Below are 18,593 nucleotides of genomic sequence, written 5' to 3' on the forward strand. Positions count from 1 at the left end.
ACCACCCCGTCGCTGACCTGGGGCTTCCTCGCGGAGCGGAGGACAGCAGCCACGGCGGGGTCTGCCCCCGTGAGGTGCCGCTGTGCCGTCCAGTGCCGCCGGTCTGAAGGCCGACGGGCGCGTCCCGCGCACATCGGCCGATGATGGGAGTACGGCCGAACACGCGGAGCTGATCATGACGGGTTGGCATGTCAGGGACTACGCCCAGGACGATCTCGAATCGGTACTCCGAGTCGACGCCGAGAGCGGCACGGCCGAAGAGCCACCGCTCTTTCCGCTCTCGGACGCCGTGGCGGCCCTCCAGGCCCTCCACCCGGCGGTGGTGGCCACCGCGGACGACGTGGTGGTCGGCGCCGTGGTGAGCAGGGTGGACGGTGAACGGGCGTGGATCCTGCGCATCAGCATGGCGCCCGCCTGGCGGCACCAGGGTCTGGGCAGCGACCTGATCACGGCCCTGGAGCACCGGCTGTTCGCCGGTGGCGTCCGAACCGTGCACGCCGTCCTGCCCGACGGCGAGACCGGCGCCACCGCCTTGCACAACTGCGGCTTCGAGGCCCGTCCGGGCCTGGTCTTCTTCGAGAAGCGTGGGCGAGTGACCCCTCAGGCGGTCAGCATGCTCGCGTCGCTGGGAGCGGAGCTGCCGCCCGGGAATCTGTGGCAGAAGGTCGCCGGCATGCAGAAGGAGAAGGAGCTCATCGAGCGGCGCCTGGTCCTGCCACTGGCCCATCCCGAAATGGCCGCCCAGCACGGCGTGGAGCTGCCACGGGCGGTGATGCTGTTCGGACCGCCCGGGACGGGGAAGAGCACGTTCGCGCACGCCATCGCCAGCCGCCTGCAATGGCCGTTCCTCGAACTGTTCCCCGCCCGGCTGGCCGCCGAGTACGGGCTGGCGAGCGGGCTGTACCGGCGCTTCGACGAGATCGCCGGGCTCGACCACGTCCTGGTCTTCATCGACGAGGTCGAGGAGATCGCCGGAACCCGGAGCGGTGCGGACGCGACCGCGGTCGGCGTCGTCAACGAACTGCTCAAGGCGATCGTCCGGTTCCGGGGCCAGGACGGGAGGCTTCTCGTCTGCGCCACGAACGACGTGACCACCCTCGACTCCGCGTTCCTACGGCACGGCCGTTTCGACTACGTCCTGCCGATCGGCCCCCCGGACCAGCGCGCGAGGACTGCGCTGTGGGAGAGCTACCTGACCCGGGCGGGAGCGCAGGCCGACAGTGCGGCGCTGGCGTCAACCAGCGAGGGGTTCACCCCCGCCGACATCGCCCATGTGGCACGCACCGTCTCCCAAGTCCAGTTCGAGCACACCTTCGACACCGGGACCCGGGCCCGCCCCACCACGGAGGACTACCTGCGCACCATCGGCGAAACCAGGCCCACGGTCAGCGCGGCCATGGCCCAGGAGTTCGCCCAGCAGACCGAGAAGTTCGCCCGTGTATAGGACCTGTGTCGGGGCCTGTCTCTCGGATCAGGCCGAGCCCGCCGTCCCTTCCTCCTCGGCCTCCATGTGCCGGATTCCCTCGTGGGTGAGGGTGACCATCGCCGGGGTGTTGCCGGGTTCCCAGTCGACGGTGATCAGTCCTTCGCCCGCCAGGTAGGTGCAGGCGGCGGCCAGGTCCTGTTCCGGTACGTGGAGGTCGCGCCGCAGCTGTGCTCCGGTGGTGCCGAGGAGGCGGTTGCCCTCGACGGCTTCGTACAGGACCCGGAGCACCTGGTCGCGGTAGGTCTTGCGTTCGCGCAGTGTGGCCATGACCGCGTCCTTTGTGTGTGTGGGGGGTGGAGTGGGCTCTGGTGCCGGTCGGGGCTTCTCAGATCTCGTCGGAGTGTGCGCCGGTGCCGGCGGAGGGCCTGATGGCGGCAGGCCGGGAGCGGTCGAGGCTCGCGGGTGTCGCCGTGTCCACGGTGAGGTGCAGGCGGGTGTCGCCGTCGAGGGCGGGGTAGCTGCGCTGTTCCGCGCCTGCGAAACAGCGGCGGAGCGCCTCCGCGACCGCTCGGGCGGCTTCGGGCGTGTGCGCGATGATCCGGACCTCGGCGTGCCCGAGCGAGGGCAGTGTCTGGGTCTCGATGAACTTCACGTAGGCGTGTTCCCTTTCTGAGTGGGTGAGGAGGCCGGCGGATGCGGGGCGCCGAGGCGTCCCGCCCGCTGCCCCCGGTCGGAGGAAGGTCTGTTCCTCACCGGTCGGCACCCGTGTGGTGGGCTCGACGACCGGTGTCGTCCGGCAGGCCGGGAGGCCTCGGCAGGGGGTCGCTGAAGCGGTAGGCCTCGATCCGCGCATCGTGCTGGGCGTTCAGCAGGTGGATCCAGCGCATCCCGATGCCGATCATGAAGATGATCACCGCGATGAGGACGACGGTCTCCACGGAGCTCACCTCCACCCGTTTCCGGACAGCGGCAGGGCGCTTCGGCCCATCGGCTCCCCGAAGGGGGACATGCAGGCCCCGCCTTCACCCTCCCAGGTGGCTTCCCGGCGGCGGGCGTCGCGGATGCCGCGCCCGATGACGGTTTCGTTGGCCATCAGGACGTCTGCGGCCAGGACGCTGCCAGGGATCGCGGCGGCGGCCATCAGCCGGGCCGCGGCCGCGGGCTCGGTCTCGGGCGGGATGACGAGGAGGTCCCAGCGGCCGACGGTGTAGGAGAGCAGGATCAGCTTGTCAGGGTCCTGCTCGGTGAACCAGCCCACGTGCAGCGTCCGCCCGTCCACAGCAACCGTGTGGGGGATGACCGGCCAGCGGGCGGGATTCACGGTGACGCGGGTGATGCGCCCCCAGGCCTCGTCCAGTGCGGCGGCGAGCGCCGGAAGCTCGGCTTCGAGGTCACGTGAGTGGGGCCACCAGGCCCCGTCCAGCTGACCGGCGAGGGTGGTCTTGGGGGTGAGGGACAAGCGGGCCGGGACTACTGCGGCGAGGTCGCGGGGCGCGGTCCGGTCGAGGGTGGTGGTCATGGAGTGGACCTGCCCCCGGACTGCCCGTCAGCAGTCCGGTTTTTAGGCGATCGCCGGAAATGACACCCGCGTGAAAGCCGGTGTGCGAAGTACTCCCGGTGCTTTCACTGTACGCCTGTTCGGCTGGCCATGGCCGATCTGACCAGGCATTTTTCCGGCGGGCGGCGGAGCGGGCGGCGGGAGTACCGTGAAAGGACGACAGGCCCGCGCACGTCGCCCGACCGGCACCCATGCTGACCTGTGACGCAGTACCGCAGCACCCGTAGACGGGCGGACCCACATGGCTGACTCCGACATCCCCCACCCTTCCTCGCTGCTCCTGCCAGATGAGATCCACCAGGCGGTCAAACCGGGTACGGCCCTGCTGCGGCTGGAGACGACGCGGTCCCGGGAGGGGCTCCTGGACGGTGCGTGGTGGCCGCGCACGCGCGACATCGAGACCGAGCTGCCCGCCCTGATCACGGCGCTGACCGGGCACCTTGGGCCCATCGAACGGATCGGCCTGGACGGCACCGCCTGGCACAACATCCCTACCCGCTTGGTTGTCGACGACCAGGTCGTGCACCTCGACTCCGACCCGGTCGGAGACGACACCGTGCTCATCACCCGCGGCCACAACGACCACTTCGCGCTGCTGGTGGTCCCCCCGGACACCACCGCCGACGCCGCCCGCGAAGCGATGGCCCGCGCCGTCCGCGCCGACAACGTCACCCAGGCCGCACAGATCCTCATCGCCACCACAACCGAATGCACGGGCGGCGGCCCCACCGACCCGGCGGTCTTCCCGAAGCCTTAGCGGCCGAGGTACGGCTCGACGGCCGCGGCGGCGGCCTCGGCGGACTCTTCCGGTGCGTAGTGCCCCGTGTTCGGGAGCACCTCCAGCTGGGTGTTCGGATACCACTGCATCCAGGGGGCCCGCAGGGCCTCGGAACGCTCCGTCGTATGGGCGAGGCGGGGTCTCGCCGGGAACAGCACCGTCGGTCGGAGCAGGTCCAGAGCCTTCTCGGTGCACCGGTGGGAGTGTGCGCCACTCGCCCCATCCGGCATCAGAGGGTCGAAGAGGTCGCTTTGGTGCGCGAGCATGGTCCAGGCAGGAAAGGGACATATTGATGGGCGAATGCTTTCACCCAGGTAACGGTACGGTGCGGGTTTCCTTGTTGCCGCCACGCCCACTCACTCCAGATCTCGTCGAATCACTGGAATGGCGGCACTTTCACATGTGCGCCGGGGTGGGATTGTCGGACTGATTTGAGGCCGATGGCCCACATAGGGGTAATGACACCCCTACGCCCGGGCATGACATCGGATGACCATCCATATGAACTCAGATATTAAGGGCGCATATTACGGTGCTCCGTCCTCAATCACGGGCCTCGCCCTGCCGCTTGAAATCGGTGCACCCAATTGCCCGCGTAATATGCCATCTCACTAGTACGGCTTCCCGGGCAATCGGTTAGGGCCCGGCACGCCACGGCCCCCACAGAAAATGGCCTCTCGATGAAGCTGAGATTTCCTCAAGCGGCTCGACTCCGTCCTCTGTCCGGCTGGCTGGCCTCGGCCCTTGCCGCAACAGTTGCCGCTGCGATGGTCGCCACGACGTCGACGCCGGCGTCGGCCATCGCAACACCCGTACCTCTGGGCACGACCGCCAGTTACTCCGTTCTGGCAGGTCAGGGAGTCACCAACACCGGCCCCTCAGTGATCAGCCACGATCTCGGGACGCACCCGAACCCGGCCATCACCGGGTTCCCGCCCGGCCTGGTGCTCGGTGCCGTGCACGCAGCGGACGCTGCGGCCCTCCAGGCCAAGAGCGATCTGACCGTGGCGTACAACAATGCGGCGGGTCAGGCCCAGGACTTCGCACTTGCGGCGGGGATCGGCGCGGGCCAAACGCTGCTTCCGGGCGTCTACAAGGCTACGTCCGGTGTCGGACTCACCGGCGACCTGATCCTGAACGCCGGGGGAGACCCCAACGCGGTGTGGGTGTTCCAGATTCCGGAAGCCCTGACGACGGCATCCTCCAGCCGGGTCCTGCTCACGAACGGCGCTTCGGCGTGCAACGTGTTCTGGCAGATCGGGAGTTCGGCGACCCTCGGTACCGACTCCACCTTCGTGGGCACCATCATGGCTCTGACCTCGATCTTCGTGACAACGAGGGCGAACATCGAGGGCCGGGCGCTGGCCCGTAACGGCGAGGTGACGCTCGACAACAACCGGATCTTCCTCGGGACGTGCGCGACCGGCGGCACGGGTGGAACGACGACCGGCACCACCACCGGCACCACGACTGGCACCACGACCGGCACCACGACCGGCACCACGACTTCGGGTGCGACCTCGGGCGTCCTTGGCGGCGTGCTCGGTGGCGTGACGACGGGAGGCGGCCTCCTGGGCGGCCCGATCGCCAGCCTCGTGACGGGCGGCACCTCGGGGAACATCTCCGGCAACACCTCGGGGAACGTCGCGGGCAATACGACGGGAGCGAGCACCGCGGGGAACACCACGGGCGGTAACACCACCGGTGGAAGCATCACCGGCGGGAACGTCACGGGCGGGAACGGCGGCAAGCCCGGCCACCAGCACGGCGGCAAACCCGACCACGAGCACGGCGAGGGACCCGGCAAGCCCGACCACGAGCACGGCGAGAAGCCCGGCAAGCCCGACCACGAGCACGGCGAGAAGCCCGGCAAGCCGGGCTACGGCGAGCACTACGACCACGACTACGGATACGGCAGCAAGCCCATGAGCACCGAGGGCTAGCCAGCGGACTGCACGAGGTCCGCTCACCGGACAGCGGCGCGCGGCGGAGCCCTTTCGACTCCGTCGTGCGCCGCCGCCGGATCCAGCGGGAAACCCAGACGCGAGCAGTTGATATGAGAAAGACAGGGTGGGCCGATGTCGAGCAGAATTGAATCAGCGGCCGTGAAGGAACTCCGGGTGTCCGATTCTGATCCGGCCCCCCGGGCGCGTCACGATGAAGCGGCCACGCCGTGCCGGCAACCCCGGCGTTCCCGTCAACTGGCAGTGCTACTGCGAACCGTCGTGGCCCTGTGCCTGGCGACGACTCTGACCCATGTGGTTCTGGTGTTCCTCCACGTGGCTCCCCCCAATGCCGTCTCGAAGCGGTACGGCCCACAGATCAACGCATGGGTGTACCCCCTCTTCGAGCAGAATTGGCGGCTTTTCGCCCCGGATCCCGACTCCGTCAACCGGCGCATTCTCGCGAGAACCGCACGCACTGCCCCGGACGGTGCGACTCAGGTGAGCAGCTGGGTCGATCTGACAGCCGTGGACAATTCCGCGGTCAAACACAACGTGTTCCCGAGCCATACGACACAGAATCTCTTGCGCCGCGCCTGGACCTCCTACGTCGACACGCACGGCGCAGACGACAGGACAGACTCGGATCGCGCCGTGATGATGCAGAAGTACCTGCGCAACATCGCTGCGGACCGGGTCGCCGCCCACGACCAAGGCGCCACCTTCGGCTTCATCCAGCTTCGTGTCCTCACGTTGCCCGTCGCCGCGCAGGGCGCAGCAGCGGGCAACCGCCCGCCGACGCCCGCCGAAGAGCGGCTTCTGCCCTGGTGGAAGGTGACCCCCCGTGGGAACTGAGCACATCACCCAGCCCCCCTCCACGGCAGCTGCATCGGGGGGCACCGCCGACCGGAGAACCACGGGCGCAGCCCAGCGGTTCGTCGCGCTCCTGACCGGCCGGCCGGTGTCCCTGTACGCCGTGTCGGTCATGCGCGCCGGCTACGGAATGCTCTACCTGGTCTTCCTTCTGCGTGAATTCCCGCACCGTCACGAGATCTGGGGCCCCGGCTCCCCGTGGACGCCCGCGCTTGCGGAGCAGCTCTTCGCACAGACGGGCTGGAACAGCATCCTGACCCTCTCCGACAGCCCGGCCTACTTCGAACTCTGCTATGTGACGGCCCTCTTCACCTCCGCGCTGTTCATGCTGGGGTGGCGGACCCGCGCCATGTCCGTCCTGTTCGCCATCGTGGTGACCTCGTTCCATGCAAGAGCGATCTTCATGACGGACGGCGGCGACAATCTGATTCTGCTGATGGCTGTCTACCTCGTCTTCACCGCGTGCGGTCGCCGCTGGTCCCTGGACGCACGCAGGAACCGTCTCAAGACGGCTCGTGCGGGCGACGATCCCGAACGGGCGAGAAGATTCGCTTCGCCCCGACTCCGTCAAGCACGGAGCACCTTGACGACGGTCGTGCACAACTGCGGCATCTTCGTCATGGCGGCAGAGGTCTGCTTCCTCTACGGGTCAGCCGGCCTGTACAAGGTCCAGGGCGCTTCCTGGGTCGGCGGCACCGCCCTCCACTACGTCCTCAACCTCGAACTTTTCCAGCCCTGGCCCGCGCTCTCCCACCTTGCGGACGACTACGCGGTCCTGATCGCGGTCGCCAGCTACGCGACGGTACTCCTGCAAGTGGCCTTCCCGTTCGTGCTCTTCGGCAGGCTCAAGTACCCGGTTCTGGCCATGTTGCTGGGGATGCACGTCGGCATCGCGGTGGTCATGGGGCTGCCTCTCTTCTCCGGAGCGATGATCGTGGCGGACGCCGTGTTCCTTCCTGACCGCTTTTACACCTCCCTGGCTCACCTGTGCCGCCGCGCGACACGGCGAACCGGCGCGTCGCGGCCGGTGTCCCGGGGGCCGGGATCCGGATCGGTACCGCAGCAGGGCAGGACCGGCCTGCCCGGCTCGCGGCAGCGCGCTGCCTCCCCTCGCACATAGCGATGACCGAACGCCTACCGGGCGGCCCGGGGCCAGGGCCCCCAGGCCCGTCTCGACTGCGAGCTGCGGCAGTGCAGCCAGGCGGGGGACGCACGGCTATCAAACGACAGCAGACGACTCATTCGGCCATCTCGATGACGACGGCTTCCCCGCCTACACCATGGGCCGGGCCGCAGAAATGCTCGGCACCACCCAGAGCTTCCTCCGCGCCATCGGCGAAGGCCGCCTCATCACCCGCTCCGCTCCGCCGGCGGACACCGCCGCTACTCCCGCCACCAACTGCGCATTGCCGCCCGCGCCCGGGAACTCGCCGACCAGAGCCCCCATCGAGGCCACCTGCCGCATCGTCATCCTCGAGGACCGGCTCGAAGATGCCAGCGCCTCAACGCTGAATACCGCCGCGCCGCCGAACCCAGCTACCGCAGCCTGAGGTGGATGCGCCAGTATGGGTAGATCCGCACGCACGTCCAGGGCCTGACGCGTGGTCGTTGTCCCTGGGACAGGGCGTGTGGACGTGTACCGTCTGCGTCAGCTGTCGTGGTTCGGAAATTCCCCTTGCCCACACCTTCGGCGTGGGCGTTTTGCTGTGCTGTGCCGCAGGAACCAGGGCGATCACCTCTGCCTTCCGCAGCAAGCGGGAGGCGTCATCGACTGGAGGCATGTGACATGGCTACGGGAACTGTGAAGTGGTTCAACGCGGAGAAGGGATTCGGCTTTATCGCCCAAGACGGCGGCGGGCCGGACGTCTTCGCCCACTACTCCGCGATCAACTCCTCGGGCTTCCGCGAGCTCCAGGAAGGCCAGACCGTGACGTTCGACGTCACCCAAGGCCAGAAGGGTCCGCAGGCCGAGAACATCACCCCGGCCTGACTCTTCCCACCCACCTGCGGACCAATCAGCGTTCGGCGTGCGGGCTGCCTCATGCAGCCCGGCCCGAACAGCTGGTCGCCGGACTTGTCCGGCGACGTCGGCAGGATCCGAGGCGCACGCGATATGGGTCGTGCAGCTGCTGCTGTTCGGCCCTCATCCGTGTCGAGACGGGGGATGGGCCGAGGGGGCTGGCGGCCGGACAGCGGGCCGCATCTCGCCGAACTCCCTTCCCGCTGCTGATCACGGCACCGACCGCGCACCTCGGGCCCATCACGCGGGTCGGCCTGGACACCTCCGCCTGGCGGGACATCCCGACCCGTCTTGTCATCGACGGCCAGGTCGTGCACCTCGACGCCGACCCCGTCGGCGACGACACCGTCCTCATCACCCGTGGTCACAACGACCACTTCGCCCTGCTGGTGGTCCCCCCGGACACCACCGCCGAAGCCGCCCACGAGGCGATGGCCCGCGCCGTCCGCGCCGACAACATCACGCAGGCCACTCAGATCCTCATCGCCACCACACCCGAACCTGAGGACGGCCCCGCCGACGCGGCGGGCTGACCCCGAATCCTCAGCGGCCGAGTGGTCTAGTGGTGCACCGATCAGAGCCCCTCGTCGTGCAGGTCCTCCTCGCGCAGAAGATCGTCCTCGCGGCGGCGCGAGACCTCCTTCTGACCGGGCTTGTGTCCCTTCTCGCCCTTCTCGCGGGACGACCGGCCGGGCTGGGGCTGCGCGGGATCCCCGGGGCGACGGTGTTCCTGCGCCTCGCTCCCCTTGCCCGGCTCCTGACGCTTGTCCTGCCTACCGTCCATGACGGCGACTCCTCTCGATGCGTGGGGTACGGATTGCTCTCCGATCACGCTGACACGCACCGCGACGACCTGCATCATGTCGACCGCGAAGCGAGGCACACGGATGACGCCCCAGCCCGCCCGTCGGCCCCACCAGGAAGGGCGACTGACGGCAGCCACCCGACATCGAGTAGCCCCGGGGCTCAACCCGACTCCCCGCGAGGGAACTTGTGCCACGCGCATGGCATGAGAGCCCGGAAAGCTCTGGACAACGAAAGGCCCCAGGCCTGTGAACTGGGGCTTTGTCATGGAAACGGATGACGAAAATCTCACCCACGCGACAAGCCCGAAGGCATCGGAGTCGTCCGCATGGAGTAGCGCAGTCCGCTAATCGGTTGACCTGCGTGACAGGTCGCGGATCCGCGCTCCGGGTGGGCTGGGACGGAGATCGAGACGTTCATGACCGAGCCGTCGAGTGCCATCGGGAACTGACCGGCCGAGAACGTGAGCAGGACGATCCGCGCTGTTGCAGAACTTTCGGCAGTACCTCTCCCTGCCGACATCGCGGAAAACGGTGGCCGAGGACGTGGGCACGACTGTGGCGGGTATCCAGGGCGCGGTCCGCCTACGCCCTCGTGATGGCGATGTTCATGATTCCCGGCAGCAAGGTCGGGGCGCCGCTCGGCCGCAAACGCGCGTTCTCGCCGAGTGAGTCACCGCCGAGCAGCTGCGCCCGCTGCGCGGGGTCGACCTCGGCCGCGTCCCCGCACACCCCCGTGCCCGTACCTCGACGCCGACCCGGTGGGCGTGGCTGCTCGACGACCGCACCCACGGACAGCCGACCACCGTCCACGCCGAGGGCTGCCCCAAGGCCACCGACCGAACGCATCCGCTGGGCACCAAGCAGGCACTCTATGTACTCGCGCGGCCCAGCACGACGGCCACGGCCTGCACCGTGTGCGACGCCGCCGAGGCGCAGATACCGATCCTCACGCACGGCCAGGAGGACGACGTGCCCCGCCCCCGGCGACTGACCACAGGGCAATGCCTGTCAGGTGCAGCCCTGTCCGGGCCTCGGCGTCCCGGGCGGCGACGTCTACACCGCCCCAGGCCTCAGGCCGTGAGTGGTTGCTCGGGGCTGTGGCGTTGAACGGTGGCGGCGGGCCCTGAGGGGGACTCCCAGCTCTGCGCGCGAAGCCTGCCCTCCTGAGCTCCACGCGCGTCAAGATCCGGACCATTTCCGGACCAGCGCCCTCCAAAGAGCCGTCCGTACCATCGTTTTCACTGGTCGGGGCGGGTGCAGGTGCTGTACCACCAGCAGACGAAGAACGTGTTGGTCAGCTACTCCCCCAAGAAGCTCGGCTTCTTCTAGACACTCAAACCGGGTGCCTGGAGCGGCCATTGGGCTTTGGGCGCCCCCTTCACCTCGGACGCCTGCTGAAATCGAACAGATACTCCCTGTGAGAACTACGTCCATCTGGCGGTCGTCCCGGGTCAGTCACGGTCCAGATATCGGGCCAGGATTCGTACGGAGCCCCGGGAATCGCCCACGCGCCCATTGACGCGCCGTGAAGAGGGCGCATGGGCGCATCATGGGCTGCCGGCCCGCGTGTGTAGGTTGACTGCCCGTCGCTGCCCCACACGACGCCGTCCAGGTCAGCGCCCGGGGTGAAGAACTGGCGGGTGAGGTCGCGGCGGACCTCGGTGCCGAGCATGCCCCAGGCGGAGAACATCTGCGGCTGGTGGTCCACGAAGAGCATGACCGCGTTGTCGGGCGTGAGCAGGTCCTCGCTCGGAGCGGCCTGCACCTTGGCGATGTCGAACATGAGGGGTCCTTTCGGAGCTGTCGGTAGCGCGCCCGTCGCGTGTCGCGACCCGGCACTCCTGGAAGCTACGAGCGACCGAACCGGCCGGGTTGCCCCCTGCGCACGGGGGCTGACACCACGGCGCACCATCGATCACGGAGTCCGTACGTCCCTGTCCGCTGGTCAAGTTCGTACCCTGTCCCCGATCGCCTCCGCGACTTCCCGCCCCTGCCCGATCCCCGCCACCGCGAACGATCGCAGGTGGCCGCCGTGGAACGTCAGCTGCTCGGCCGCAGCTCCCGCTCGGCGAAGGCGCGCAGGGTGCCCGGGTCGCGGCCCGTCAGGCGCCGGACGGAGTCCGAGGTACGGTCCTCCGCGCCCTCCGCGATGGCTCGGTCCATGGCGGCCAGCATGGTGGCGAACTCCAGCGGGATCTCGGCCGCCCAGCGGTCGCGCAGCTCCTCGAAGGTCAGGTGCCGGTGGGCGACCGGCCGGCCGGTGACCTCGGTGAGGATTGCGGCGACCTCGTCGTAGCTCAGTGCCTGCGGGCCGGTCAGGACCGGATCGGCATTGGGCGCCTTCTCGTCGGTCAGGGCGCGGACGGCGACGGCGGCGATGTCGGCGGCGTCGACGAACCCGACCCGGCCCTGCCCCGAGGCCGTCCGGATGGCGCCCTCGTCGCGGATGCTGCGCGCGTGCGGGGTGTGGCCGGCGAAGTTCTGCATGAACCAGGACGGCCGCAGCACCGCCCATTCCCCGAACAGGCCCGGGAGTTCCGCGTGGACCTGTCCCACGGCCGGGCCGCCCGCGGGGATCGCGGAGGAGCTGAGCAGCACCGCGCGGCGGACGCCGCCCTCGCGGGCCCTGCGGAGGAAGGGCAGCATGACCGCGGCCGGGTCGGGGGAACCGATGGGCGGCACGAGGTAGAGGCGGCCGACGCCGGCCAGGGCATCGCCCCAGGTGGCGTCCTCGTTCCAGTCGAAGCGCACGGCCTGCGCGCCCTCGACCGGGGTGGCCTTCCTGCTGGCCGCCCTGACCGGGATCCCCCGGGCGGCGAGGCCCGCGGCGACGCGGCTGCCGGTGGTGCCGGTGGCTCCGATGACCAGGGTGGCGCCGGTGGGCCTCATCGGTTCGCTCCCCGGAAGTCGGCGCCGGGCTGCGACACGGCGAGGGGGTTCCAGTAGTCGCGGTAAGAGGTGATGAGCCCGTCCTTGACCGTGACCACGGCGATGTAGGTCATGTCGAAAGGGCTGTCGCTCTGAACCAGGCGGCCGACCCCGCGCATCTCCACCACGATCGTCTCGGGGACCGTCGTCCGGTGAACGGTCACCTCGGGGAAGTCGTGGAGGTCGACGTGGTCGGGGTAGTGGCGCATGTACGCCCCGACCGCGGCCTTGCCCTCCAGCTTTCCGGGCCAGCCCTCGGGCGCGAAGGGGAACTCGAGGACTCCGCCCTCGTCCCACAGCTCCACCCAGCCGGGGATGTCCTTCTCCAGCAGCAGTTGCAGGCCGTGGCGGTACAGCTCCGCAGGCGTCATGGGCATGCTCACGATCGAGGATTCCGTTCCGAACGAAGGGTGCGGCGAAGAAAATCGGACCGTCGGTCCGTATGGGCGCAAACATACGGACCGGCGGTCCGTTTGGCAATCCCGGGTCGCCGGCCCAGGCCCGCACACCGGAGAACATCGCCCCGGCACCGGGAGCCCAGCCGTCGCGGGCCCGGGCGGAACCGCCTCTCTCCCGGTCCACCGGTATGACGGCCGCCCTGGCGACCGCGGCAGTCGTCACGCTCGGCCCTCACCCACACGAGTACTCCACGCTCCGGAGTCCGTACGGAGGGCTACGGTGGTTCCAGCGGCACGCGTGGACCAGTCAGCCCGCGCCGTCAACGCGCAGGACGGCCCCGAACCGTCCGAACGCTCCGCCCGGCCCCGGTGCAGAACCGGGGCCGGGCGGCTCTCGCCCGCTCGCGCACTGGACAGGGGGCGCGGCACTGCCCCGTCGGCGGCGCCGTCACCCGTCCCGGTGTGCGGGCCCCGTTCCGGCGCCCTCCGCGGCCACGGCCGCCCGAACCCGCTGCTCCTCGCGAGCGGAGCCAACGTCCCGTTCCAGGGGTGTGCGGCTCACGGCCGTCGCGAGGTCCTCCAGGGCCCGCTTCTGCAGTTCCGCCTCGCGCCGCACCACCGGGTTCCGGTCCCCGTCAGCGCCCTCCCACGCGTGGAGCGTCTCCTCCACGCGCCCCCAGTCCGGGTTCCTGTGCTCGCGTACGTCGAGTGCCGCCTGCGCGGTGTCCGCCTCCAGGGCCGCGGCGAGCCGCTCCGCCTCGGGGGCGGAACGGCCGCCGGCCCGCGGGACATGGCTCTCCATGAGCATCGCCGCACGGTCGAACCGCGTGAGCGCCTCCTGTGCCTCCTGCGCCTCGCGCGATGTCAGGCCTCGGGGACGGACCGGTTCCTGCCTCGCCTGGTCGTAGGCTTCCTGCCAGGCGGCCCGTGCCTCCCTGCTGGCCAGCAGGGCCGTGCGCATGTCGGCGCGGTGTTCCCGGGTCGGTTCGGCGTAGCCGCGGAGCACCGCGGCCGCGTAGCGGCCGTCGGCGGCGAGCCAGTCCGCGAGCCGGCCCGGCAGCCGGGGGGTCTCCCATGCGGGGAACACCACGTACGCCAGCATCGCCAGGGACCCGCCGAGCAGGGTGAGCACCACCCGCTCCGGGACCGTCTGCTCCCATGCCTGGCCGCCCATGCCGAGCAGGAAGACGACGTACGCGGCGGTGAAGCACTGGGAGTAGGCGTAGCCGGTGCGGATCAGCGTGTACGACAGGGCCGCCGAGACCACCGCCAGCGCGCCGGACACATGGGCGTCCGGGCCCAGGGCCTGCACGATCCCGGTGGCGAGCGCTACCCCCGCCAGGGTCCCGGCGAGCCGTCCCACCGCTCGCGCGTACGTCAGGTGGAAGTCGGGCCGCATCACCATCACCGAGGCCATGGGCGCCCAGTAGCCGTGGCCCACGGGCAGCCGGGAAGCGATGAGGTAGCCGAGCGTGGCGACGGCCACCAGGCGGACGGCGTGCCGGAACACGGGCGAGTCCCGGCGCAACTCATGGCGGACCGCTTCGACGACGACCGGGAGCAGTCGCAACATGGTCGGGCGCACCAGGAACTGGGCGCGCGCGGGGCCGGACGGCGCAGGGGCCTCGTCGGGCGCACCACCGCTGCGGGCGATCTCCAGCGCCTCGGCGAGCAGTTCCACGAGCCGTTCGGCGGCCTGCCGGGCGGGCCCCTCCAGCACCTCGTGCTCCTCGTCGATGCGCAGGACGTCCGCGCTCCCGGGCGGCACCTCGGCGGGAGTGCCGCGGCGGATCGAGCGGGCGGCCGCGTCCAGGACGTGGGCGGCCGCGTCGAGCAGTTCCCGAGCGCGGTCCCGCCCGGGTCCCTCCGCCGGGGCGCCGACGTCGGGGTCGGCGAGCGCGGCGAGGACCGGCAGAATGCGCTCGGCGAGGCCCCGCGGGCCGTGCAGGACCGCAGGGCGGGTGCGGGCCTGTGACGGCGTCACGGCGGCCGCGTCCCTGGCCGTCATCAAGGGAGCCGGGTCGAACGGGGCGACCGGGTCGTGGCGCAGCCGGCGGGCGTGGTCCGCGACGGCGGCCAGGGCGTCGGCGAGCGCGTCGCGGTGCGCCCCCCAGCGGCGGATCGGGAACAGCAGGATGAGCAGGGCCTGCGCCACTCCGCCGAGCGCGATGACCCCGGCGTGTTCCAGGGCTCGCCCGACGCTCGTCGGCAGGGTGACGGTCACCAGCAGGCTGCCGACCGTCGTCGCCGCGACGATCCCGGCGGTCGACCCGAGGGCCCATGCCATTCCCGCGGCGAAGGCCCAGACGGCCAGCAGCGGGAGGAAGGTCACGAGTCGCCCCGCCGCCAGGTAGCCGACGAAGGTGCTGAAGGCCAGGCCCGCGCCCGCGCCGAGGGCGATCACCTTGCGGGGACGCCAGGTGCGCTGGAAGGTGGCCGCACCCGCGGAGTAGGCACCGAGGGCGGCGGAGGCGGCGTACGCGGGGGAAACCAGCCACAGCATCGGCCCGACCACGATGGCCACCCCGGCGGCCGTGCGGAGCGCGAGCAGGGGCTCCAGCCGCGTCTCCTCGATCGTGAGCCCGGAGCGCACGACCTCCCTGAGGGCCCGCAGCCAGCTCATGGGTGCGCGCCTGGCCGGAGCGCCCTGCCGGGGCGCGTCGAGCGCTCCGCCTCACTTCGCGGGCTGGTCACCGGGGTCGTCCCGGAGCGTGTGGCGACGTTCCTGTTCGCGCTTGGAGTAGGCGGCTGCCCGGATCGCGTCGTCGCTCTCCAGGCCCGATCCCAGCGCGCCGCCCACGGTGGCGACCGAGGCGACGAACCAGGACAGCCTCACGTACTCCGCGGCGTGCAGGGGGGTCCGAGTCACGGAAGCGAACGCCTCGCCGTTGAGGATGAACAGCGCCCACACCCAGTTGACGACCATCAGGCCCGCGTAGCAGACGAGTACCCCGATGCCCACGGTCAAGACCGTCGAGGCGTTGTAGAGCCGCGCCCGCTGCCTCGCCTCGGGCGAGCTCTCCGCCGACCGGTGCCACAGCTCCGCGTCCACGATAAGCCAGCCGATCATGAGCGCGACGGAGCCGACCGTGGCGATCACGAGGCGCGGCGCGCTCAGGGTCTCGGCCAGGGTCCAGACGGTGGAGTTCACGGTGGCGACCGCTCCCGTGGCGAGTGCGGCGGCCAGGGCTTTCGACAGGCCCGGCACCAGCCGCCAGGGCCGGTTGGCGCGGACCATGCCGAGGAGCACCCGCACGTTGCCGCGCGCCCCGCTGACGACGTACCGGAGATCGGCGGTCTCCCGCTCGCCGATCGGGCCCCGGCGGACGGGCGCGAGACGACTGGCGAAGGGCCCCAGGTCGGCCCGGCTCCGCGGAGCTCCCCCGGCCCCGGCGCTCCGCGCGTCCGCCAGGCCGAGCACGGCTTCCTCCACGACCCGTTGGGCCCTCGCCTGCAGGCGCAAGCCGCCCAGGGCGGGGAGGGACAGCAGCGCCAGGCCGTGTTCGTGGCTCAGATCCACGACGAGCTTGAGTCCGTTCGAGTGCAGCGGAAGGTCGGTGAGGGCCACGACGACGTCCCAGTCCTCCGCTCTTGCGCGGTCGATGATGCGGCGCATCAAGGTGGGCACGTCCTCCGTCGCCGCGGTGAAGGGCTCACTGACCACCTCGACCTCGAACCGTCGCCCCGGCCCTGACTTCTCGGCGAGCCGTGCGGGCAGCATCCGGGCCATGCGCTGCGCGATTTCCGTGGGCGCGTCCGGATCCGCCAGGAGAGCCACGACCGTCATGTCCTCGGGCGACATCCGCATGACCGGGCCCGTCAGCTCCGGGACACGGGTCGGCCCGTCACCGGACGGGACCCCTCACGTCCGGCGGTGCGGACGAGGTTGCCCGTGTTCCCCCGGTGCTCGTGTACGAGGCGGATCGCGATGGCACCCTCACCGGCTGCCGAGGCCACCCGTTTGACCGAGCCGCTCCTGACGTCGCCGGCGGCGAAGACTCCGGGAAGGGTGGTCTCCAGGAGCAGCGGACCACGGCCGAGCGAGTCCCACCGGCTCGCGTCGGCCGCGGCGTGGGCGTCGGCGCCGGTGAGGACGAAGCCCTTCTCGTCCAGGGCCACCACGCCCCTGAGCCAGTCGGTGCGCGGCCGGGCTCCGATGAACACGAACAGGGCCGCCGCCCGCAGTTCCCGGCGCTCACCGCTCGCGCTGTCCTCCACCATCAGCGACTCCAGCTTCTGCTCCCCGCTGACTTCCCTGACCTCGGTACGGAGCAGCACCTCGATCTTCGGATGCCGTTCCACCTGGTCCACCAGGTAGCGCGACATGTCGGCGTTGAGGTCACCGCCCCGGACGAGGAGGTGGACCCTGGACGCGTGGTTCGCGAGGAACAGCGCCGCCTGCCCGGCGGAGTTCCCGCCGCCGACCACGGCGACCGGATCCGCCTGGCAGAGACTGGCCTCGTGGACGGTCGCCGCGTAGTAGACGCTGATGCCCTCCAGCCGGTCGATGCCGGGCACCTCCAGCCGGCGGTACCACACGCCCGAGGCGAGCACCACGGCGCCGGCCCGGGTCGTGGCCCCGTCCGTGAAGGTGACCAGGTACTCGCCGTCCTGCGGGGTGAGCCCGCTGACCTGGGCCGACACCATGAGCCGGGCGCCGAACTTGTGGGCCTGGAGCACGGCGCGTTCCATGAGTTCGCCACCGGAGATGCCCGAGGGGAAGCCGAGGTAGTTCTCGATGCGGGACGAGGTACCGGCCTGGCCTCCGGTGGCCACGGCCTCGACGGTGATCGTGCTGAGCCCGTCGGAGGCCCCGTACACGGCGGCGGCGAGCCCGGCGGGGCCCGCGCCCACCACCATCACGTCGCAGTGGTCCGCCTCCGGCGAGGGGGCGGGCAGCCCGATGAGCCGGGCGAGTTCGGCGTTGCTCGGGTTGCGCAGCACCCGCTCGCCCTTCCAGATGACCACCGGAGTGTCCTCGGGGCGGATGGCGAACCGGCGCAGGAGCGCCTCCGCCTCCTTGTCCTGCTCCAGGTCCACCCAGCGGTGGGGAAGCCGGTTGCGGGCGGCGAACTCACGCAGCCGCAGCGTGTCCGGCGAATAGCAGGAGCCCAGGATCCGGAAGCCGGCCCCGAGACCGATGAGCAGGTACCTGCGCCCCAGGTAGGCGCGGAGGATCAGGTCGCCGAGGACCGGATCGCGCCCGACCAGGGCGCGTTGCCGCTCCACCGGTACGGCGAGGATCTCGCCGGCCTCGCGCACCACGGCGGTGTCGAACGCCGCCTCGCCCTCCAGCAGGGCGAGCTCACCCAGGAATCTGCCGGGTCCGTGCACCGCCACCGTGCGCTCCTCGGGGCCGCCGTGATCCTGGACGATCTCGACGGTTCCGCTGAGGATCGCGAGGAACTCCCGGAACGGCTCGCCCTCGCGGTACAGCACCTCGCCCGCGGTGGTCCCGCGCCGCTCTCCGTGCGCGGCCAGGACCTGGAGCTGCTCCGGTGTCAGGCGGGGGAACGCCCCGTGCAGGTCCGGTGTCTCGCGGACCGCACTCTGCTCGTGCTCGGCCGTGCTCATCAGACCACGGCCTCGTCGACGTAGCACCAGCGCCAGTCCTCTCCGGGCTCGAACGACTGCACGATCGGGTGACCGATGCTGCCGGCGTGGCGCCTCGCGTGCTTGAGGGGCGAGGAGTCGCAGCAGCCGATGTGCCCGCAGGTGAGGCAGAGCCGCAGGTGCACCCACGGGGAACCCACCCTCAGGCACTCCTCGCACCCTTGCGGGGTCCGCGGTGTCACCGGGCGCACCATCGCCAGGTGCGGGTCGGGGGTCATGGCCATGAGAACTCTCCTTGCGTGGCGGGGAC

Annotated in this window: 20 protein-coding genes and 3 pseudogenes; 10 read left to right on the forward strand and 13 right to left on the reverse strand. The window is 70.6% G+C overall.

Annotated features, from left to right (window positions below):
- The first annotated feature begins 175 nt into the window (after nt 1-175).
- Nucleotides 176-1,444 (forward strand): ATP-binding protein, encoded by a 1,269-nt coding sequence (locus ACS04_RS04635; protein WP_048475241.1) that lies wholly within the window; start codon nt 176-178, stop codon nt 1,442-1,444.
- A gap of 27 nt (nt 1,445-1,471) precedes the next feature.
- On the opposite strand, the gene ACS04_RS04640 is transcribed toward ACS04_RS04635, so the two are convergent.
- From ACS04_RS04640 to ACS04_RS04655, 4 genes are all read right to left on the reverse strand, one after another.
- Entirely contained in the window at nt 1,472-1,753 is a 282-nt protein-coding gene (locus tag ACS04_RS04640) for a hypothetical protein (protein WP_048475191.1), read from the reverse strand.
- 58 nt (nt 1,754-1,811) lie between these two features.
- Nucleotides 1,812-2,078: a hypothetical protein gene (locus ACS04_RS04645; protein WP_209441619.1), complete on the reverse strand. Its 267-nt coding sequence runs from the start codon at nt 2,076-2,078 to the stop codon at nt 1,812-1,814.
- A 97-nt stretch (nt 2,079-2,175) separates the two neighbouring features.
- Entirely contained in the window at nt 2,176-2,364 is a 189-nt protein-coding gene (locus ACS04_RS04650; protein ID WP_158977171.1) for a hypothetical protein, read from the reverse strand.
- A 5-nt stretch (nt 2,365-2,369) separates the two neighbouring features.
- A complete protein-coding gene (locus ACS04_RS04655) occupies nt 2,370-2,945 on the reverse strand; it encodes a DUF5994 family protein (protein ID WP_048475193.1) in 576 nt (191 codons plus the stop codon).
- Between the two features lie 280 nt (nt 2,946-3,225).
- On the opposite strand from ACS04_RS04655, the gene ACS04_RS04660 reads away from it, so the two are divergent.
- A complete protein-coding gene (locus ACS04_RS04660) occupies nt 3,226-3,741 on the forward strand; it encodes a DUF5994 family protein (RefSeq protein WP_048475194.1) in 516 nt (171 codons plus the stop codon).
- Here ACS04_RS04660 and ACS04_RS38845 read toward each other — a convergent pair.
- Entirely contained in the window at nt 3,738-4,028 is a 291-nt protein-coding gene (locus ACS04_RS38845) for a hypothetical protein (RefSeq protein WP_048475195.1), read from the reverse strand. The genes ACS04_RS04660 and ACS04_RS38845 overlap by 4 nt on opposite strands.
- A 414-nt stretch (nt 4,029-4,442) precedes the next feature.
- On the opposite strand from ACS04_RS38845, the gene ACS04_RS04670 reads away from it, so the two are divergent.
- From ACS04_RS04670 to ACS04_RS04695, 6 genes and pseudogenes are all read left to right on the forward strand, one after another.
- A complete protein-coding gene (locus tag ACS04_RS04670) occupies nt 4,443-5,705 on the forward strand; it encodes an ice-binding family protein (RefSeq protein WP_048475196.1) in 1,263 nt (420 codons plus the stop codon).
- A 177-nt stretch (nt 5,706-5,882) separates the two neighbouring features.
- On the forward strand, nt 5,883-6,560 hold the full coding sequence (locus ACS04_RS04675) for a DUF5819 family protein (RefSeq protein WP_245236276.1): 678 nt from the start codon (nt 5,883-5,885) through the stop codon (nt 6,558-6,560).
- A 130-nt stretch (nt 6,561-6,690) separates the two neighbouring features.
- Nucleotides 6,691-7,698 carry an HTTM domain-containing protein gene (locus ACS04_RS04680; protein ID WP_078864419.1) on the forward strand — a complete coding sequence of 336 codons (1,008 nt, stop codon included), beginning with the start codon at nt 6,691-6,693 and terminating at the stop codon, nt 7,696-7,698.
- A gap of 160 nt (nt 7,699-7,858) precedes the next feature.
- A pseudogene (locus ACS04_RS36035) lies at nt 7,859-8,151 on the forward strand (MerR family transcriptional regulator).
- A 213-nt stretch (nt 8,152-8,364) separates the two neighbouring features.
- Nucleotides 8,365-8,568, forward strand: a complete 204-nt coding sequence (locus ACS04_RS04690; protein WP_048475199.1) for a cold-shock protein — start codon at nt 8,365-8,367, stop codon at nt 8,566-8,568.
- Between the two features lie 233 nt (nt 8,569-8,801).
- Entirely contained in the window at nt 8,802-9,131 is a 330-nt protein-coding gene (locus ACS04_RS04695; protein ID WP_425337808.1) for a DUF5994 family protein, read from the forward strand.
- A gap of 41 nt (nt 9,132-9,172) precedes the next feature.
- Here ACS04_RS04695 and ACS04_RS04700 read toward each other — a convergent pair whose 3' ends face one another.
- Nucleotides 9,173-9,382, reverse strand: a complete 210-nt coding sequence (locus tag ACS04_RS04700; protein WP_107438534.1) for a hypothetical protein — start codon at nt 9,380-9,382, stop codon at nt 9,173-9,175.
- A gap of 502 nt (nt 9,383-9,884) precedes the next feature.
- Here ACS04_RS04700 and ACS04_RS40370 point away from each other — a divergent pair.
- Nucleotides 9,885-10,066, forward strand: a pseudogene (locus ACS04_RS40370) (hypothetical protein); the annotation flags it as partial.
- A 106-nt stretch (nt 10,067-10,172) separates the two neighbouring features.
- Complete coding sequence (locus ACS04_RS40375) at nt 10,173-10,511, forward strand: DUF6233 domain-containing protein (protein ID WP_425337809.1); 339 nt, start codon at nt 10,173-10,175, stop codon at nt 10,509-10,511.
- A 565-nt stretch (nt 10,512-11,076) separates the two neighbouring features.
- On the opposite strand, the pseudogene ACS04_RS37325 reads toward ACS04_RS40375, so the two are convergent.
- The 7 genes and pseudogenes from ACS04_RS37325 to ACS04_RS04735 all read right to left on the reverse strand — a co-directional run.
- Nucleotides 11,077-11,187: pseudogene (locus tag ACS04_RS37325) on the reverse strand (hydrolase); the annotation flags it as partial.
- A 257-nt stretch (nt 11,188-11,444) separates the two neighbouring features.
- Nucleotides 11,445-12,293: an NmrA family NAD(P)-binding protein gene (locus ACS04_RS04710; RefSeq protein ID WP_048475202.1), complete on the reverse strand. Its 849-nt coding sequence runs from the start codon at nt 12,291-12,293 to the stop codon at nt 11,445-11,447.
- Nucleotides 12,290-12,715 (reverse strand): nuclear transport factor 2 family protein, encoded by a 426-nt coding sequence (locus tag ACS04_RS04715; RefSeq protein WP_048475203.1) that lies wholly within the window; start codon nt 12,713-12,715, stop codon nt 12,290-12,292. The genes ACS04_RS04710 and ACS04_RS04715 overlap by 4 nt, the downstream gene beginning before the upstream one ends.
- A gap of 463 nt (nt 12,716-13,178) precedes the next feature.
- A complete protein-coding gene (locus ACS04_RS04720; RefSeq protein WP_048475204.1) occupies nt 13,179-15,353 on the reverse strand; it encodes an FUSC family protein in 2,175 nt (724 codons plus the stop codon).
- A 51-nt stretch (nt 15,354-15,404) separates the two neighbouring features.
- A complete protein-coding gene (locus tag ACS04_RS04725; protein ID WP_048475205.1) occupies nt 15,405-16,538 on the reverse strand; it encodes a hypothetical protein in 1,134 nt (377 codons plus the stop codon).
- 11 nt (nt 16,539-16,549) lie between these two features.
- Nucleotides 16,550-18,304 carry an FAD-dependent oxidoreductase gene (locus ACS04_RS04730; protein ID WP_048475206.1) on the reverse strand — a complete coding sequence of 585 codons (1,755 nt, stop codon included), beginning with the start codon at nt 18,302-18,304 and terminating at the stop codon, nt 16,550-16,552.
- A complete protein-coding gene (locus ACS04_RS04735; RefSeq protein WP_048475207.1) occupies nt 18,304-18,567 on the reverse strand; it encodes a UBP-type zinc finger domain-containing protein in 264 nt (87 codons plus the stop codon). Before ACS04_RS04735 ends, ACS04_RS04730 begins: the two co-directional genes overlap by 1 nt.
- Nucleotides 18,568-18,593 lie beyond the last annotated feature (26 nt).

The sequence above is a fragment of the Streptomyces roseus genome (genome assembly GCF_001044425.1).
Taxonomy (GTDB): domain Bacteria; phylum Actinomycetota; class Actinomycetes; order Streptomycetales; family Streptomycetaceae; genus Streptomyces; species Streptomyces roseus.

Excerpts from the sequence above, each read along its gene's own strand:
- ACS04_RS04655 (WP_048475193.1), bottom strand. The coding sequence starts at position 2,945 with ATGACCACCACCCTCGACCGGACCGCGCCCCGCGACCTCGCCGCAGTA.
- ACS04_RS04710 (WP_048475202.1), bottom strand. The coding sequence starts at position 12,293 with ATGAGGCCCACCGGCGCCACCCTGGTCATCGGAGCCACCGGCACCACC.
- ACS04_RS04660 (WP_048475194.1), top strand. The coding sequence starts at position 3,226 with ATGGCTGACTCCGACATCCCCCACCCTTCCTCGCTGCTCCTGCCAGAT.
- ACS04_RS04720 (WP_048475204.1), bottom strand. The coding sequence starts at position 15,353 with ATGAGCTGGCTGCGGGCCCTCAGGGAGGTCGTGCGCTCCGGGCTCACG.
- ACS04_RS04700 (WP_107438534.1), bottom strand. The coding sequence starts at position 9,382 with ATGGACGGTAGGCAGGACAAGCGTCAGGAGCCGGGCAAGGGGAGCGAG.
- ACS04_RS04670 (WP_048475196.1), top strand. The coding sequence starts at position 4,443 with ATGAAGCTGAGATTTCCTCAAGCGGCTCGACTCCGTCCTCTGTCCGGC.
- ACS04_RS38845 (WP_048475195.1), bottom strand. The coding sequence starts at position 4,028 with ATGCTCGCGCACCAAAGCGACCTCTTCGACCCTCTGATGCCGGATGGG.
- ACS04_RS04735 (WP_048475207.1), bottom strand. The coding sequence starts at position 18,567 with ATGGCCATGACCCCCGACCCGCACCTGGCGATGGTGCGCCCGGTGACA.
- ACS04_RS04640 (WP_048475191.1), bottom strand. The coding sequence starts at position 1,753 with ATGGCCACACTGCGCGAACGCAAGACCTACCGCGACCAGGTGCTCCGG.
- ACS04_RS04690 (WP_048475199.1), top strand. The coding sequence starts at position 8,365 with ATGGCTACGGGAACTGTGAAGTGGTTCAACGCGGAGAAGGGATTCGGC.
- ACS04_RS04680 (WP_078864419.1), top strand. The coding sequence starts at position 6,691 with ATGCGCGCCGGCTACGGAATGCTCTACCTGGTCTTCCTTCTGCGTGAA.
- ACS04_RS04730 (WP_048475206.1), bottom strand. The coding sequence starts at position 18,304 with ATGAGCACGGCCGAGCACGAGCAGAGTGCGGTCCGCGAGACACCGGAC.
- ACS04_RS04635 (WP_048475241.1), top strand. The coding sequence starts at position 176 with ATGACGGGTTGGCATGTCAGGGACTACGCCCAGGACGATCTCGAATCG.
- ACS04_RS04725 (WP_048475205.1), bottom strand. The coding sequence starts at position 16,538 with ATGCGGATGTCGCCCGAGGACATGACGGTCGTGGCTCTCCTGGCGGAT.